Annotated in this window: 17 protein-coding genes and 1 other RNA gene; 13 read left to right on the forward strand and 5 right to left on the reverse strand. The window is 39.8% G+C overall.

Annotated features, from left to right (window positions below; translation table 11 throughout):
* Position 1 precedes the first annotated feature (1 nt).
* The 8 genes from FTV52_RS06625 to lpxA all read left to right on the forward strand — a co-directional run bounded on the left by FTV52_RS06625 (position 2) and on the right by lpxA (position 8,812).
* Entirely contained in the window at positions 2–826 is an 825-nt protein-coding gene (locus tag FTV52_RS06625; protein WP_004976707.1) for a phosphatidate cytidylyltransferase, read from the forward strand.
* Positions 827–2,023 (forward strand): 1-deoxy-D-xylulose-5-phosphate reductoisomerase, encoded by a 1,197-nt coding sequence (gene ispC, locus FTV52_RS06630; protein WP_179990291.1) that lies wholly within the window; start codon positions 827–829, stop codon positions 2,021–2,023.
* Between the two features lie 3 nt (positions 2,024–2,026).
* Positions 2,027–3,382 (forward strand): RIP metalloprotease RseP, encoded by a 1,356-nt coding sequence (gene rseP / locus FTV52_RS06635; protein ID WP_096901424.1) that lies wholly within the window; start codon positions 2,027–2,029, stop codon positions 3,380–3,382.
* A gap of 186 nt (positions 3,383–3,568) precedes the next feature.
* The gene (gene bamA, locus FTV52_RS06640; protein WP_373683413.1) at positions 3,569–5,920 is read left to right on the forward strand and encodes an outer membrane protein assembly factor BamA; all 2,352 of its coding nucleotides are present in this window, start codon (positions 3,569–3,571) and stop codon (positions 5,918–5,920) included.
* 41 nt (positions 5,921–5,961) lie between these two features.
* A complete protein-coding gene (locus FTV52_RS06645) occupies positions 5,962–6,462 on the forward strand; it encodes an OmpH family outer membrane protein (protein WP_131261465.1) in 501 nt (166 codons plus the stop codon).
* A gap of 3 nt (positions 6,463–6,465) precedes the next feature.
* Positions 6,466–7,536 (forward strand): UDP-3-O-(3-hydroxymyristoyl)glucosamine N-acyltransferase, encoded by a 1,071-nt coding sequence (lpxD, locus tag FTV52_RS06650; RefSeq protein WP_179990295.1) that lies wholly within the window; start codon positions 6,466–6,468, stop codon positions 7,534–7,536.
* 2 nt (positions 7,537–7,538) lie between these two features.
* Positions 7,539–8,027: a 3-hydroxyacyl-ACP dehydratase FabZ gene (fabZ, locus tag FTV52_RS06655; RefSeq protein ID WP_004976697.1), complete on the forward strand. Its 489-nt coding sequence runs from the start codon at positions 7,539–7,541 to the stop codon at positions 8,025–8,027.
* On the forward strand, positions 8,024–8,812 hold the full coding sequence (lpxA, locus tag FTV52_RS06660; protein WP_019836491.1) for an acyl-ACP--UDP-N-acetylglucosamine O-acyltransferase: 789 nt from the start codon (positions 8,024–8,026) through the stop codon (positions 8,810–8,812). The genes fabZ and lpxA overlap by 4 nt, the downstream gene beginning before the upstream one ends.
* Positions 8,813–8,883: 71 nt before the next feature.
* Here the strand turns inward: lpxA and FTV52_RS06665 are convergent, their stop codons facing one another.
* On the reverse strand, positions 8,884–9,729 hold the full coding sequence (locus FTV52_RS06665) for a YbgF trimerization domain-containing protein (protein WP_179990305.1): 846 nt from the start codon (positions 9,727–9,729) through the stop codon (positions 8,884–8,886).
* Between the two features lie 349 nt (positions 9,730–10,078).
* On the opposite strand from FTV52_RS06665, the gene ffs reads away from it, so the two are divergent.
* Positions 10,079–10,175: signal recognition particle sRNA small type (gene ffs, locus FTV52_RS06670), an RNA gene on the forward strand.
* 66 nt (positions 10,176–10,241) lie between these two features.
* Here the strand turns inward: ffs and FTV52_RS06675 are convergent.
* The 4 genes from FTV52_RS06675 to FTV52_RS06690 form a co-directional block, all read right to left on the reverse strand.
* Entirely contained in the window at positions 10,242–10,931 is a 690-nt protein-coding gene (locus FTV52_RS06675; protein WP_179990297.1) for a regulatory protein RecX, read from the reverse strand.
* An 80-nt stretch (positions 10,932–11,011) separates the two neighbouring features.
* Positions 11,012–12,058, reverse strand: coding sequence for a recombinase RecA (gene recA, locus FTV52_RS06680; protein WP_004976691.1), 1,047 nt, complete (start codon positions 12,056–12,058; stop codon positions 11,012–11,014).
* 144 nt (positions 12,059–12,202) lie between these two features.
* The gene (locus FTV52_RS06685; RefSeq protein ID WP_004976690.1) at positions 12,203–12,643 is read right to left on the reverse strand and encodes an RNA-binding S4 domain-containing protein; all 441 of its coding nucleotides are present in this window, start codon (positions 12,641–12,643) and stop codon (positions 12,203–12,205) included.
* Positions 12,636–13,310, reverse strand: coding sequence for an HAD-IA family hydrolase (locus tag FTV52_RS06690; protein ID WP_096901429.1), 675 nt, complete (start codon positions 13,308–13,310; stop codon positions 12,636–12,638). Before FTV52_RS06690 ends, FTV52_RS06685 begins: the two co-directional genes overlap by 8 nt.
* A 285-nt stretch (positions 13,311–13,595) precedes the next feature.
* Between FTV52_RS06690 and FTV52_RS06695 the strand changes: the two genes are divergently transcribed.
* From FTV52_RS06695 to FTV52_RS06710, 4 genes are all read left to right on the forward strand, one after another.
* Positions 13,596–13,841: a hypothetical protein gene (locus FTV52_RS06695; RefSeq protein WP_004976684.1), complete on the forward strand. Its 246-nt coding sequence runs from the start codon at positions 13,596–13,598 to the stop codon at positions 13,839–13,841.
* 584 nt (positions 13,842–14,425) lie between these two features.
* Complete coding sequence (locus FTV52_RS06700; protein ID WP_004976682.1) at positions 14,426–14,605, forward strand: hypothetical protein; 180 nt, start codon at positions 14,426–14,428, stop codon at positions 14,603–14,605.
* A gap of 182 nt (positions 14,606–14,787) precedes the next feature.
* A complete protein-coding gene (locus FTV52_RS06705) occupies positions 14,788–15,645 on the forward strand; it encodes a 3'(2'),5'-bisphosphate nucleotidase CysQ (RefSeq protein WP_131261461.1) in 858 nt (285 codons plus the stop codon).
* A 57-nt stretch (positions 15,646–15,702) separates the two neighbouring features.
* A complete protein-coding gene (locus tag FTV52_RS06710; RefSeq protein WP_004976677.1) occupies positions 15,703–16,437 on the forward strand; it encodes a histidine phosphatase family protein in 735 nt (244 codons plus the stop codon).
* Positions 16,438–16,695 lie beyond the last annotated feature (258 nt).

Below are 16,695 nucleotides of genomic sequence, written 5' to 3' on the forward strand. Positions count from 1 at the left end.
CATGTTAGAGCGGATTATTACCGCATTGGTATTGGTTGCTGTGGTGTTGAGTTGTATGTTTGCAACTCAGTCGCACTATCCAATGTTTATGCTGATGATTGTTGCAGCAGGGGTTGCGGGCTATGAGTGGTTCAAACTCATGCCAAGAAAAACTAAATATGTCCTCAAACCTGTGGCTTGGGGCTTTGGTGTATTGACTGCCGCTTTGGCAGCAATGGCACTTTATTTTAGTGATATTGCCTTGTTACTTTGGGCAGCTTCTATTTTGACATGGTTACTCAGTATTTATTGGGTCAAGTCTTATCCAGAATACGATGCATGGTATAACCCAAGCTTAAGTTTTATTGGTTTTATTCTAATTTCTGCTGCGGTCACTGCAATTTTTTCCGTATGGAATAGTTCGCCGTGGTGGTTAATGTACTTGTTCTTGTTGGTTTGGGGTGCAGACTCAGGTGCTTATTTTGTTGGACGCAAACTAGGCAAGAAAAAACTTGCACCAAATGTCAGTCCAAACAAGTCAGTAGAAGGCTTATATGGCGGTGTGTTTACAGCCATGCTAATTGTGATTGTTGTCGAAGTGGTGTATTTGGACCTAACTTTGGCACAACATATTTTATTTTTGATTCTTTCGGTATTTACGGTATTTAGCTCAGTATTGGGCGATCTGTTTGAATCCATGATCAAGCGCCGTGCAGGTATTAAAGACTCTGGGCGAGTTTTGCCAGGTCATGGTGGTGTGCTAGATCGGATTGATTCTTTACTTGCAGCAGCTCCAATTTTTGCTGCAGGTATGTATGTTTTAAAACTTATTGGCGTAGATTTATAAATGTCACAAGCTGTTTGTATCTTGGGTGTGACAGGTTCAATTGGACAAAGCACCCTAAAAGTACTGCAACAACATCCTGAGCAGTATTCAGTTTTTGCCGTGACGGCACATAGCCGAATTCAAGAACTGGTTCAAATATGCAAACAGTATCATCCTAAAATTGTGGTTGTACCTGCGGCAAAAGTTGATGAATTGCAGCAGTTACTTGCACAGCAACACATTTCAGGGATTGAAATTTTAAGCGATGAGGCGGGTTTAATCGCAGTTGCCGAACATCCTGAAGTGGATGTGGTGATGGCAGCCATTGTCGGTGCGGCAGGTTTATTACCTACACTGGCTGCGGTTAAAGCGGGTAAGCGCGTGTTATTGGCCAATAAAGAAGCCTTGGTGATGTCGGGCGACATCATGATGCAGGCGGCACGTGAACATGGTGCTTTGTTATTACCTGTAGATTCTGAACATAACGCGATTTTTCAATGTTTGCCTGAACATTATTTACAAACCGAAAGAAATGGACAACCTCAGCTAGGTGTATCACAAATTTTACTGACTGCTTCGGGCGGCCCATTTTTAAATCATAGCCTAGAAGAACTGCAACACGTTACCCCTGCACAAGCCTGCAAACATCCAAATTGGTCTATGGGACAAAAAATTTCGGTAGATTCTGCAACCTTAATGAACAAAGGTTTGGAATTAATCGAAGCGTGTCATCTTTTTGCAATTTCAGAACACTTTGTTACAGTTGTGGTTCATCCACAGAGTATTATTCATTCCATGGTTCAATATGTGGATGGTTCAACTTTGGCACAAATGGGTAATCCTGATATGTGTACGCCAATTGCGCATGCTTTGGCATGGCCGCAGCGTATCCAAACGCATGTTCCGCCTTTAGATTTGTTTGTCAATCATCAGCTTGATTTTCAAGCACCCGATACCACCCGTTTTCCTGCTTTAAGTCTGGCACGTCAAGCCATGCAAGAAGGTGGTTTAGCACCTGCTATTTTAAACGCAGCAAACGAAATTGCAGTTGCAGCATTCTTGCAGCAAAAAATTCGTTTTACCGAAATCGCGACAGTGGTTGAGCATACCCTGAACCAAATACAAAATTCAGCCGCAGAAAGCATTGAACTGATTTTGCAGGCAGACCAAAATGCCCGTGCTGTTGCACAGCATTTTGTGTTGAATAAAGGAAGCTAAAGCATGAGTGCCTTATTTATTGTGGTTGCAGCGATTCTTTTGCTAGGACCTTTAATTGCAATTCATGAGTTTGGGCACTACTTTGTTGCACGTAAATTAGGTGTCAAAGTTTTGGTGTATTCCATCGGCTTTGGACCAACCATTTTAAAATGGACGTCTAAAAAATCGGGGATTCAATATCAGCTTTCGGCACTGCCTTTGGGTGGCTATGTCAAAATGCTTGATGAACGCGAAGAAAACGTTGCAGAAGCAGACCTACCTTATGCCTTTAATCGTCAGCATCCGTGGAAACGTATTGCGATTGTGGCAGCAGGTCCGTTAATCAACCTGATTTTTGCCATATTATTGTTCTGGCTATTATTTTTACCCTCTCAAGAACAGTTGAATACCCGTGTGGGTAAGGTACTGGCAGATACACCTGCGGCGGCAGCGCAAATGCAAGTAGGTGATAAGATTACCGCCATTGATGGTACGCCTGTGACGACATGGGAAAAGCTGAACTTTGCCTTGGTAGATCGTGTAGGTGAAACAGGCAAGATCCAGGTACAGGCGGAACGCGCAGGTGAAATCAAAACATTTAGCTTACCCATTCAAAATTTCTTAAATGATCAATCCCAATCACCTTTAGATATCTTGGGTTTTACACCGTATCGCCCACAAATTCCTGCAATTGTCAGTAAGTTAAGTGAAGATGGTGCGGCCATTCGTCAAGGTATGCAAGTCGGCGATCAAATTATTGCGATTGATGGCGTCAAAATGAATGACTGGTACGATGTGGTACAAGTTGTTCAAGCATCGCCAGAAAAATTACTGAAAGTAGATGTGCTGCGTAACAATCAAGTACAGCAACTGGAAGTGATGCCGCAAGGCAAACGTGACAATATGGGCAATGTTTCGGGTGTATTGGGTGTGCAAAGTGATCCTGGAAAAATTGTCATTCCAGAAGATTTTAAGCAAACCATTCAATACAGCCCGAGTGAAGCTTTATTTATGGCGGTAGATAAAACAGGTCAGCTGTCTAGCATGATTCTGAATTCTATTGTCAAAATGGTACGTGGTTTAATTGGTTTAGATAACTTATCAGGCCCAATTACTATTGCCAAAGTCGCAGGGCAAAGTGCGGAAATGGGGTGGCAAACTTTTATTTCCTTTATGGCACTTATGAGCGTAAGCTTAGGAATTCTAAATTTATTGCCAATTCCAATGTTGGATGGCGGGCATTTAGTTTATTATTTTATCGAGCTGATTCGTGGAAAACCTGTTTCTGAACAAATACAATTAGTTGGTTTAAAAATTGGTATGGTACTGCTTGGAAGTATGATGCTCCTTGCATTATTTAATGACATTATGCGTTTATAACAACGTAGATACGAAATAAATTTAACACTGGAAAAGACTGGCATGCAGCACACACATTTATTTATGCCCTTGGCACTGGTTAGTGCAATGGCGGCAACACAACAAGTATATGCAGCAGATGAATTTATTGCGCGAGATATAAAAATAGATGGTCTTGTTCGTTTAACGCCAGCCAATGTCTATGGAATGATTCCAGTGAATAGTGGTGATCGTGTCAATGAAGCAGTGTTGGCCAATGCGATTCGTTCACTCTATGCCACAGGTTTGTTTGATGACATTCAGGCCAGTCGTGAAGCCGACACTTTAGTGTTTAAAGTGGTTGAGCGCCCAATCATTTCTAAGGTTGAATTTAAAGGCAATAAACTGATTCCAAAAGAAGCGTTGGAAGATGGTTTAAAGAAAATGGGTGTGGCTGAGGGTGAAGTGCTGAAAAAGTCAGCACTACAAACTTTAGAATCTGAGCTTGAACAGCAGTATATGCAGCAAGGTCGTTATGATGCAGATGTACGCGTCATTACCACAGCACGCCCAAATAACCGTGTAGATTTAACCGTAGAATTTGTTGAAGGCAAAGCCGCCAAAGTGGTAGATATCAACATCATTGGCAATACGGTATTTAAAGATAGCGATATTAAGCAGGCGTTTGCTGTTAAAGAAAGTAGCTGGAGTTCGATTGTTACCCGTAATGACCGTTATGCACGCGAAAAAATGGCAGCAAGCTTGGAAGCATTACGTGCGTTATATCTGAATAAAGGTTATATCAACTTCAATATCACTAACTCTAGCTTGAATTTGAGCGAAGACAAAAAGCATATTTTTGTTGAAGTTTCGGTGGATGAAGGTGAGCAATTCAAGTTTGGCGAAAGCAAGTTCTTGGGCGATGCTTTATACAAACCAGAAGAACTTACGGCACTGAAAATTTATAAAGATGGTGAAACCTATTCACAAGAAAAAGTGAATGCGGTGAAACAATTGTTGCTGCGTAAATATGGCAATGCAGGCTATTACTATGCCGAAGTGAATATTGTTCCGCAAATTGACAAAGAAACTAAACTGGTAGATTTAAACTACTACATCAACCTAGGTCAGCAAGTTACAGTGCGTCGTATTAACTTCGCTGGTAACAGTAAAACCGCCGATGAAGTACTGCGTCGTGAAATGCGTCAAATGGAAGGCGCATTGGCAAGCAATGAAAAAATTGATTTGTCTAAAGTCCGTTTAGAGCGTACAGGTTTCTTTAAAACCGTTGATGTCAAGCCTGTGCGTATTCCAAATGTGCCAGACCAAATTGACTTAAATGTAAATGTAGAAGAACAGCACTCAGGTACCAGTACCTTAGCGGTTGGTTTCTCTCAAAGTGGTGGTGTGACATTCCAGGCAGGTTTAAGCCAAACTAACTTCTTGGGTACAGGTAATGCCGTTTCGATTGATCTATCACGTTCAGAAACGCAAGACTATTATAACTTAAGTGTGACCGACCCATACTTTACTATTGATGGTGTACGTCGTGGTTATAACATGTATTACCGCAAAACTAAGCTAGATGATGACTATAACGTTAACAACTATGTGACAGACAGTTTTGGTGGTGGTATTAACTTTGGTTACCCAATTGATGAGAACCAAAGCATTAGTGCAGGTTTAAATATTGACCAAACTGAAGTGACTACAGGGCCTTATGTCTCGACTTATGTACGAGATTATTTATTGGCGAATGGTGGAAAGCCAACAAGTTCACGACAAGATGTCTGTGTTGGTGAACTAACAAATAATATTTGTAATGGTTCGTTAGTTGATTTTGATGATAAATTTAAAGGTGACTTCCTTACTTATAACTTAAATTTAGGTTGGTCGTATAACACTTTAAACCGTCCAATTTTCCCTACTACAGGTATGTCACATCGTGTAAATGGTGAAATTGCCTTACCAGGTAGTGATGTGGAATTCCAAAAAGTCACTTATGATGCTCAAGCCTATTTCCCATTAGGTCATGATTTTGTCTTGCGTGGCTATGGTAAGTTAGGTTTTGGTAATGATTTACCGTTCTATAAAAACTTCTATGCGGGTGGTTATGGTTCGGTGCGTGGTTATGACAACAGTACCTTAGGTCCAAAATATCCGGGTGTAACAAGTAATGAAGCGCGTACGAAGGATTATTCACCAGAGGAAGTGGGTGGAAATGCTTTGGTACAATTCGGTACCGAATTAGCTTTGCCTGTACCATTTAAAGGTGATTGGACACGTCAAGTTCGCCCTGTGATTTTTGCTGAAGGCGCACAAGTATTTGATACTCAGTGTGATATTTCTCAAGGTAAATTATATTGGGAAGGTGGTGTCAATGATAATGGTGTTGATGCCAAACAGTATTGTAAAGACAACTACGGCTTTGACTTCGGTGAGATGCGTTATAGCGTGGGCGTCGGCTTTACTTGGATTACCATGATTGGTCCATTGTCACTTAGCTATGCATACCCATTGAATGATAAACAAGGCGATGACACCAAAAATATCCAATTTGAAATTGGTCGTACTTTCTAAGTACGACCCATGTTGGATTGTTTAAACACAGGATGTAGCACATGAAAAAAACAATATTGAGTTTGGCATTGTTGGGTTTATCTACAATGGCTGCAGTAGCACATGCTGCAGGCTATGGTGTGGTAAGTTTAGAGCGTGTTGTAGAAAATAGCAGTTATCTCAAACAGCAAAATCTAGCTTTGCAGCAGTCGGTCAAACCACAAACCACTAAGCTTGAGCAACTGGCAAAAGAGCTAGAAACCATGCAGCAACGAGCGCAGCAGGCTACGAATTTGTCAGATGCTGAAAAGCAAAAAATGAATACTCAGTTTCAAGCGAAATTGAAAGAATTTAATGGTTTGCAACAAGTAGTGCAAACTCGTGTTCAGTCAGAATTGCACAAAATTAACGATGGTTTTGAAACTCGTTTAAAGCAAGTTGCTGAACAATTGCGTAAAGAAAATGGTTTAGATGTGGTTTTGAATAAAAACTCAGCACTTGCCTATGACCCGAAGTATGATTTAACTGATAAAATGATCCAAAAGGTCAACGTACTTAAATAATCAATGAGTTCCCAACATTATCGCTTAGAAGAAATTGCTAGTTTAGTTCAAGGTCAATACATTGGACAAGCCGACTTACGTTTGCAAGGTTTGGCAAGCCTTGAGTCTGCTCAGGCGCATCAACTTGCATTCGTGAATGGCGATAAATATTTAGCGCAAGCACGTAGCTCCCAAGCGGGAGCTTTAATTGTGACCGCTTCACTACAAGCCGAGTTAGACAATCATCACAACTTTATTGTGGTCGATAATCCATATCTGGCTTTTGCAATTTTGACTCATGTATTTGAGCGCAAGCATACGCAACGTGGTATAGAAAGCACAGCCCAAATCCATCCATCAGCCATCATCGCCGATAGTGCCTATATTGGTCATTACGTCGTAATTGGTGAAAATTGTGTGGTGGGTGACAATACGATTGTGCAATCGCACTGTAAAATTGATGACTTTGTCGAAATTGGTCAACAGTGTTTTATTGATTCACACGTGACTTTGACAGGCGCAGCCAAGCTTGGACATCGTGTGCGCATACACGCCAATACTGTAATTGGCAGTGAAGGCTTTGGCTTTGCACCTTATCAAGGCAAATGGCATCGTATTGCACAGTTGGGTTCGGTGATTATTGGCAATGACGTTCGTATTGGCTCGAATTGCAGCGTAGATCGCGGTGCACTAAATGATACAATTTTGGAAGATGGTGTCATTATTGATAACCTTGTGCAAATCGCACATAACGTCAAATTAGGTGCTCATACGGCCATTGCAGCAAAAACTGCCGTGGCTGGAAGTGTGACAATTGGCAAAAACTGTATCATTGGTGGTGGAAGTGCAATTTCAGGGCACTTAAATATTGCTGATAATGTGACTTTGACAGGAATGTCAATGGTCACAAATAATATTTCTGAATCAGGAAAATATTCGTCAGGTATAGGCTTGTTTGAAAATCAAAAGTGGAAACGTACTGTTGTGCGCCTCAGACAATTAGCAGATGTGCCATTGACCCAATTGGTGAAAAGACTTGATGATATGCAATCTCAAATTGAGTCCCTTGAATCAACTTTTAAATTGCGTAAATAATTATGATGACTGAGTCGAATTCTAGCACCTTCACTAAACCTGAATTGCCAATGCACATTCAAACCATTCGTGAATATTTACCCCATCGCTATCCGTTTTTATTGGTAGACCGCATTGTAGAAGTCACTGATAACGGTATCGTGGGTTATAAAAACGTATCTATCAATGAAGAATTCTTGCAAGGACACTTCCCGAATTATCCGATCATGCCGGGTGTTTTAATCGTTGAAGCGATGGCACAAGTGTCGGGTATTTTAGGTTTTATCATGAATAATGAGAAACCGAGCGCAGGTTCTTTGTTCCTTTTTGCAGGCGCAGAAAAAGTTCGATTTAAAAAACAAGTCGTTGCAGGCGATCAACTTGTATTAAAATCTGAATTAGTTATGCAAAAACGAGGCATTTACAAATATAATTGTATCGCCACCGTTGATGGCGTCGTCGCAGCAACCGCGGAAATTATGGTTTCGCATCAGAAAACAGAGCAAGCATGAGCAATAACCCACTCATTCACCCAACCGCTATTATTGACTCATCTGCAGTAATCGCTTCAGATGTCACGATTGGTCCATACTGTATTATTGGCCCAAATGTAACGATTGGTGAGGGTACAAAACTTCATTCGCATGTGGTGATTGGTGGTTACACCCGTATTGGTCAGCACAATGAAATTTTCCAGTTCGCCAGCGTAGGTGAGGTCTGTCAGGACTTAAAATATGCAGGTGAGGAAACTTGGCTAGAAATTGGTGATCACAACAAAATTCGTGAACACTGCAGTTTGCATCGTGGTACGGTGCAAGACAATAGCCTGACCAAAATTGGTAGTCACAACTTACTTATGGTCAATACGCATATCGCACATGACTGTATGGTGGGTGATCACAATATTTTTGCCAATAACGTGGGTGTGGCAGGTCATGTGCATGTTGGGGATTATGTGGTTGTCGGTGGAAACTCTGGTATTCACCAATTCTGTAAAATTGACTCTTATAGCATGATTGGTGGTGCATCGCTTATTCTTAAAGATGTGCCTGCGTATGTCATGGTTTCTGGTAATCCTGCACATGCATTTGCAATGAATGTGGAAGGAATGCGTCGTAAAGGCTGGTCGAAGGATGTGATTCAAGGTCTTCGTGAAGCCTTTAAACTCATTTACAAATCTGGATTAACCACTGAGCAAGCCATTCAGCAAATTCGCAGTGATATTTTGCCAAATGTGGCAGAAGCGCAGCGTTTAATTGATTCTTTAGAACAATCTGAACGTGGTATTGTGCGTTAAGGTTTGAGTTTACCGAATACGGCAAGCTTCAGAATATTAAAAGACATCCTCGGATGTCTTTTTTTATTGGCTTATTTTAAAAATCTTGCTTCTTCAGACTTTGGATATTGGCTCAGAATTTTACTTTTGTATTGCGCTGCTAAAGTAGGTTTGTGATCTACATCTTGCGCTATGCTATATAAGCGATATAAGGCACTTGATGCTTTTGCAGATTGGGGATACTTTGTTGCTACAATTTCAAAATTCTTTTTGGCTTCGGTGTAATTGGTTGGCTCAATTGCTAAATTAAATTCAGCTAACCAAAAATACGCATTGCTGATATACACACTGTTTGGGTGGTTTTTAATAAAGTTTTGCATAGGTGCAATCGCTTTTTTGGCGCCACCTTGTTTATAGGCATCCAATGCAACAGTATAGGCTGCTTTTTCCAGCTCAATATTGGTATTTAAACCTTGAGCTGTTGGACTCACATGCGTTGTATTTTGCACAGATTGCGGGGCATTGCTATTTAACTGGTTGTTGCTGGCGCTGGGTGCAGTATCTTTTTGGTTATCCTCCTCAGCGGCAGGAGCAGATTCAGGGTCTATTTTTTGTTGGAGCAGTTCTAGACGTTGATCTAAATCGGTATAGCGATTTTGCAATTCATGTTTGAGCTGCGCAATTTCATTGTCTTGTTCTTCAATTTTGCCACGTAACTGGCGGATGTCATTTTCAAGTTGCTGATTTTTTTGCATCAACTGCCAATTGATATTGGTGGGTACATTAGCAGTTGCCATATTACTCGTTGCAATCGCAGGGCTATTGGCATAGCCAGCACTGCTTTGGCTGAGGTTGTGGCTTTCAATTGGAATATTGGCAAATACAGACGTTGAGCACAGTAGGGCAAGAGCACAAAGTGCATGCTTTTTTAGCATAATTGAATATCCATCTTAATCTTGTATAAGTGAGTCCTTGTAAGCGTATTGGACTCAACCTGTTGATTTAGTCATTTTCCACATTTAAAACGTCCGCGCGTGGAATTGCAATAAGCTTTTACAAACTTATCATCAATCTCAGCGCAATATGGGTAAATCTAGGATTTAAATCTCAAAATAATTTTTATGATGGTTTAGTTAGACTAAGTTTTGAATTTTAAGTGAGGTTATTCTATAAATGTCTTCAATTGTTTTTAAAATAATCAATTGGATAGCATTATAAAAGGAAATACAGAACAACGCTTGCAAGTTTGTTAAAAATCTCTATACTCTGTTTTTGCAATGGTAGCCCTGCTGGTTACTTCGCAATTGTACTCTACGAACCCCGTCAGGACCGGAAGGTAGCAGCGGTAGTGGAACTATGATGTGCCGAAGGCTTGCTGGTAGGGTTGCCACCAGTTTTGAAATAATAATTCTATTTATCTTCTACTTATTTTGATCTTATATCCACTATTTTAAAAATCCTGCTCTTTCCTACGAATTGCTTTCATAATCTCATCCATATCAAAGCCCCGATACTGTAAAAAACGAATTTGTTTGGCTTTAAGTTTTGGCTCGTTTGCGACTTCTGTGCCGAATTTTTTCACTTTCAGTTGATAGGCTTGTTCTGTCCAATCAGTTTCTTTAAGTTCTTCTGAAATTAAACTGCTATCCACTTTTTTGTTTTTAAGAGCCATTTTAATACGATTTGGCCCTTTACCTTGCCGCTTTTGGCTAGCCAGTAACATTTCTGCTAGGCGTTGATCACTCTGATAATTTTCACGTGCCAATTCATTGACTAACTCAATCACTTCATCACGGTTTTCTGCATATAAAGCCAGTTTTTCAATTAAGTCATTTTTAGAATATTCTTTACGCGTTAAGACAGCAAAGGCGTAGCTGCGTAGACGAGAACCTGTTAGTCCTGGGCGTTTGTTTTGCTGTTCGTCTTGGTCTTCATTGTGATTGTGTTCTTGATCATCAATGGCATCTGTATAAGCAGGGTATTGTTTATTAATGTTAGGCGCAGAATTTGAGGCAAAATGCAGGGCAGACGTTGTTTCGGAATATATCTGCTCAGTTCGGCTACATGATTGCTCATCTTCGCCAAATTGTTGTTTTAGCGCAGCGTAATCAATCAGTTTGGGGAATTTGTCTTCAGGCATGGTAATGCTTCCATATACAATAAAACGCTCCGTAGAGCGTTCTATTTAATTCAGTTTGTTGTGTTCATATTAGCGTATGCTTAAACATCAAGTAAGTCGAATTCTTCTTCGTCTTTATCTTCTACAGGTGCTGCTTGACCTGTCGTGAGCAGTTGTTCACGAATAATCGCTTCGATGCCTTTAGCAAGCTCTGGATGTTCTTCAAGGTGGCGAATGGTGTTGTTTTTACCTTGACCAATTTTATCGCCTTGATAAGAATACCAAGCACCTGCTTTTTGCACGATATTTTGTTGAACAGCCAAATCGACCAGCTCGCCCAAATGGTTAACGCCTTTACCGTAAAGAATCTGGAACAATGCTTCTTTAAATGGAGGCGCCATTTTGTTTTTCACAACTTTGACTTTGGTTTCAGAACCAATAATCTCGTCGCCTTCTTTCACCTGACCTACACGGCGAATATCTAAACGAACAGAAGCATAGAACTTCAATGCGTTACCGCCAGTTGTGGTTTCTGGGCTACCAAACATTACACCAATTTTCATACGAATTTGGTTAATGAAGATCACCATACAGTTCGAACGTTTGGCATTACCTGTGATTTTACGCAAGGCTTGGCTCATTAAGCGCGCTTGTAAGCCCATGTGTGAATCACCCATTTCACCCTCAATCTCGGCGCGAGGGGTTAAGGCAGCCACGGAGTCGACTACAATCATGTCAATTGCACCAGAACGTACCAACATATCGGCAATTTCAAGGGCTTGTTCACCGTTGTCTGGTTGCGATACTAAAAGATTGTCAATATCTACACCAAGTTTACGTGCATATTGAGGATCAAGCGCGTGTTCGGCATCAATAAAGGCACAAGTTCCACCAGCTTTTTGACATTCTGCAATGGCTTGCAAGGTCATAGTCGTTTTACCTGATGATTCAGGGCCGTAAATTTCAATGATACGACCTTTAGGTAAGCCACCAATACCCAATGCAATATCTAGGGTCAATGAGCCTGTAGATACGGCTTCTACCGCTTGCACAGTGTTGTCACCAAGACGCATGACTGTGTTCTTACCAAATTGTTTTTCAATCTGGCTTAACGCAGCGTTTAACGCCTTGCTTTTATTCTCATCCATCTTACAACCTCAATACGATGTCACGAAACAATATACTCAAGTGGATGCATTTACTTAAATCTTTTCCACATGCAATATAGTGACAGAATTTGTCCTGTAGTTCTATTTATATCACGGGCTGTGCGACAGCCTGTGACGCTCTATTTAATCATCATTATATGACCAAAATTGGTCAAATTGCTGATCATTCTCTTGTTTAAATTTGCTGATGTCACGACGGTCTTTTTTACTTGGTCGATGATCAGGTCGTGCTAGATTATGCAACTTTCTTTGGGTCGCAATCAATTCCCTGCGTGCAATACTCACTTCAGTTTCTTCATAAAGTTGCTGAGCGACAGGGGCAGGGCCGCGTACGCCGGATAATGCCTTGACCAATACGGTTTTCTTATCAAAACCTTGTTGAATGGTCAGCTCAGTTCCCACACGAATTTCTTTGGAAACTTTAACGCGCTCGCCATTGTGATGTACTTTGCCGCCTTCAATGGCAGCTTTTGCAATAGAGCGGGTCTTGAAAAAACGTGCAGCCCATAGCCATTTATCAATTCGGATCGTTTCAATGGCTTCGTGGGACGAAGTTTTAGGCATATTTTTGAGTGTCCTCAAATTGTTCTAAGACAGGAATTAAATCTGTTAATTGGTGCAACATAGGGTAATTACAAGTCTGACGCGTAGGTTTTGCTGAGGATGGCTGGGCAATACTATATAAGTGTCCAATCCCAAAGGCTTTAGCACCATTAAGCACCTTTTCGGTGTCATCTATAAAATAGCAATCTTCAGGATTAAATGCATGTTGTTGTTGCAATGTTTGCCAAAATTCAACGCGCTCTTTGGCATAACCAATACTTTCAGAACTAACAATCACTTCAAAATACTTTGCTAAACCTGTATGTGCTAATTTAAAGTCTAAACCTGCACAATCGGCATTGGTGGTGAGCCAAATGTGATAGCCATTATTTTTTAAATATTCCAGTAATTCGATAGCTTGTGGACGCAACGTGACTTGATCTTTATATTCAAGTTGCATCGCAAGCATATCTACACCCACTTTAGCCGTCCAAAAACGTGAGGAATACCACTCTAAGGTGTGGCTATGCGCTTGATAAAAATCGTATAAAATTTCTTTGCTGCGCTCTAAAGAACAGGCGTGTAATTCTGCATAGCGAATAGGCAGTTGTTCATTCCAAATAAAATCATCATAAGCGAGATCTAACAGCGTTCCGTCCATGTCAAACATGATGATATTTTTGTGCATTTAGACATCCTAAACCATTAAGCAATTGCCAAAAGGCAAATAAAACTGGCTCATTTAAACATGCTTGAGGCATAACTCAAAATACTGTCTGATTATTCGCCAAATTGTGCTAGGCTAAATAAATAAGCACTGTACATGCGTTGCATATAAATTAGGTGAGATGGGGCAGTTGTAAAAAGTAACTGTAGCGTTCACAAAAACAATTTTTTTGACATATTTCTGTATTTGTTTGTCTGTACAAGCATAGAAATTGAATGGTAAATTTTTTAAATTAGGGAGCTAGTAATGGCTGAACAACAGTATTTAGATTTAAAACACTTAGATAAACAACTCGATGAGTTTGAGAAAAAGAAGAAAAAAATTAAGAAAATGCGTATCGGCTATAAATTATTTGCGCATTTAATGGGCGATGAAAAATTCGCCCATCATGTTTCAGAGTCGGCATTAAACCCAGATAAACGTAGTTATCGTAAAGTCAAAATTAAAATCACCTCAGATGAGGGAGAGTTAACTTTTCTAGAAAAGGATTGATTAATTTTTTGATTTAAAATTCTAGTGATTTTGATTATGTATACAAATTTGTGTACCTTTAAATCTGGCCCGATTGATGCAGATCGGGCTTTTTTATACCTTAATTCTATGAATGGTTCAACCTGAATTAGAATCCTTTTATAAGTCGAAATTTGATCATAAATGATCAGTAAAATTAGTATTGAAAGTCCCTTCTTTTACGCCATGTATTGCTCAGGATGAGGAGTATATTCCGCAAGTGGATGAGGGGGTTCTTATAAAAAACCTCTCCCTGAGGAGCATGCTCCGCAAGTCTCCTAAAAGGAAAGGGAATTTCCTTTGCAGTGATTCAAAAATGATTTAAGAAAGAATCTTTTTAAATAAAATGCATCAAGTTGTCATAATCTGCACTTAAGCTATTCAGCAAACTCAGTAAAATGTAATAGGTCGTGTTTGGTCTATTTCAGTATAAGTTCTGTGTATAAATGTGGCAAGGTGCGCTCAAATGTTACGCTTTAACTATCAAAAGAGGCATGAATATGACAGAACGATACCTAAGAATATTGACAATTTTTCATGATTAAATAAATTTAAAAGGAATTGTGATGTCTATTTTAGGAATTGCCATTACCACTATTTTGGGTTTATTGGGTATTGCTGCAATTATTATTGGTTTTTTTGGTGGTGAAACTTATTTGGTGATTGTGGGTATTTTATTATTGGTTAGTGGTGCACTCACTTTATCGATGTTTAAAAAAAGATTATCCAATCCATTTAAAGATTAATTAACTAAGCACTCAATAAATAAAAAACTCAAGTAAAAATGAATTGCCTTGACACATAAAGTCTTGATTTAGCATATCTAGCCACTAAATTTTATCTACGCATCAGCCGTAAATTTTATTACAATGTTTTTATGAAAGTAATGAAAAATTAGACCTTTAGATACAGTCTAAAAAGGATAGTTATGTTTATAAAAACAAAGGCGCCAACGCATACTTTAATTTTACAGTTATTGCCAATCGTGCAGCAGGCGTGTGAAATTTTAAATCAGGAATTTCAAGATTATTGTTCAGGTGCTGCTTTTGATGTAGAAAAGAAAACTGATGATTCTCCTGTTACGCAAGCCGATTATCGAGTCAATTATTATTTAATGCAGGCTTTGGCAAAAATCTCCAATTTACCTGTGTTGTCCGAAGAAGGTGAGCAAGACCAACGTCAGCAATGGCAGCAATTTTGGTTGCTTGATCCTTTAGATGGCACGAAAGAGTTTTTACATCAACGTCCTGAATTTACCATTAATTTAAGTTTAATTTGTGGTGTGCAAACAACTTTTGCAGTACTTGCAGTACCAGGCGAGCAAACTATTTATTTTTGTCCTGAACAGGGTATGCCATTGAAATATCATATTTTAACTCAGCAATGGTATCTCTATCAGTCTGAACCCACGGTAACATCTTCAGTTCTAAAAATTGGATTAAGCCACAGTAGTCAAAAAAAATCACACTATGCAGACTATTTAAAAAGCTTGGCGCAGTTGACCAATTTTGAAGAACTAAAAGCAGGTAGTGCTTATAAATTCTGCATGATTTTGGAAGATCGTGTCGATATTTACCCACGTTTTCATCCGACTTCTGAGTGGGACACCAGTGCAGGACAATGTTTATTGGAACGAATAGGTGGTGGATTGGTCGATTTTCAGGGACGGGCATTTTTATATAATCAGCGCGATACATTGTTAAATGGTGGTTTTATCGCCTATAAAAATACGCAGATGAAACAGATTGCCTTACAAGCACTTGGACTTATGGCGAAGTCAGATTGAGCAAAGTGCTGAACATGGTATAGTGTCAAGCAACCAAGTTAAAATTTTGGCTAGATCATGGCATTAGAACTACTCCCTGCAAGTATGCTTAAAGCAATTGATTTATTGCCTGATGCTCAGACGCCTGTGACTTTGTTTACACGTCATTCTATTCGTGAAATTGTCGTTGGTCAGGGTTTGGCTGGCTATAATTTACAATTGACCGAACAAGGTCGCGATTTAGCCGAAGCATGGGGAGGCTACTTGGTTGGAAATACAGATCGGGTGATTCAACACTGTATTTCAAGTCCTATTCAGCGTTGTGTCGATACGGCTGCTTTAATGATTCGTGGGGCAGATGGCATTACCCTCGAACCCAATACCCATCACATTGAAATTATAGAACAAGGTTTATTGGTGGAACCAGGAAGCTTTGTACTTGATATCAAACAGGCAGGCCCATATTTTCAGAAACAGGGTGCTTTAGGCTTTATTAATAGTTTTGTGAATAATGCCTTGCCCGGCATGAAACATCCGATTCATGGTGTCGTGGATGTCCTTGAGCTGATTTATAACACCCATCCAACCAACCAATACGGACTGAGTTTGGCTGTGAGTCATGATACGATTTTAGCTGCAATTATCGCGGTAATTTCTGGACGTAATGAAGTCACGCAAGCCGATTGGCCAGATATGATGGAAGGTTTATTCGTTTGGTTTGAAGGTGATGAGTTTTTAGAATCCAAGCTAAAATGGATTTGGCGCGGTCAGATTCACACTTTAGATATCTCGCAATTTCGTCAGAAAGTTTAAGCAGAACATTGAACGCATATTCTAGTGCTATCCATTCAGTACGATAGAATACCGTCTGTCAGAAATTAAAAAAATAATTCAAATTTTATTCTCTGGTAATCCTCCCTAAAAATAATTGAGTTTAAAAGTAAAAAATCGAATAACCTTGATTTAAGGAGATTTTCTATGAAAACATCTAAGTATTCAGACAGCTTGATCATGAGTATCTTGAAGCAAGCTGAAGCAGGAACACCCATACCGAACTTGTGCCGCGAACAT

It is taken from the genome of Acinetobacter sp. YH1901141, from assembly GCF_013416935.1.
GTDB lineage: Bacteria > Pseudomonadota > Gammaproteobacteria > Pseudomonadales > Moraxellaceae > Acinetobacter > Acinetobacter towneri.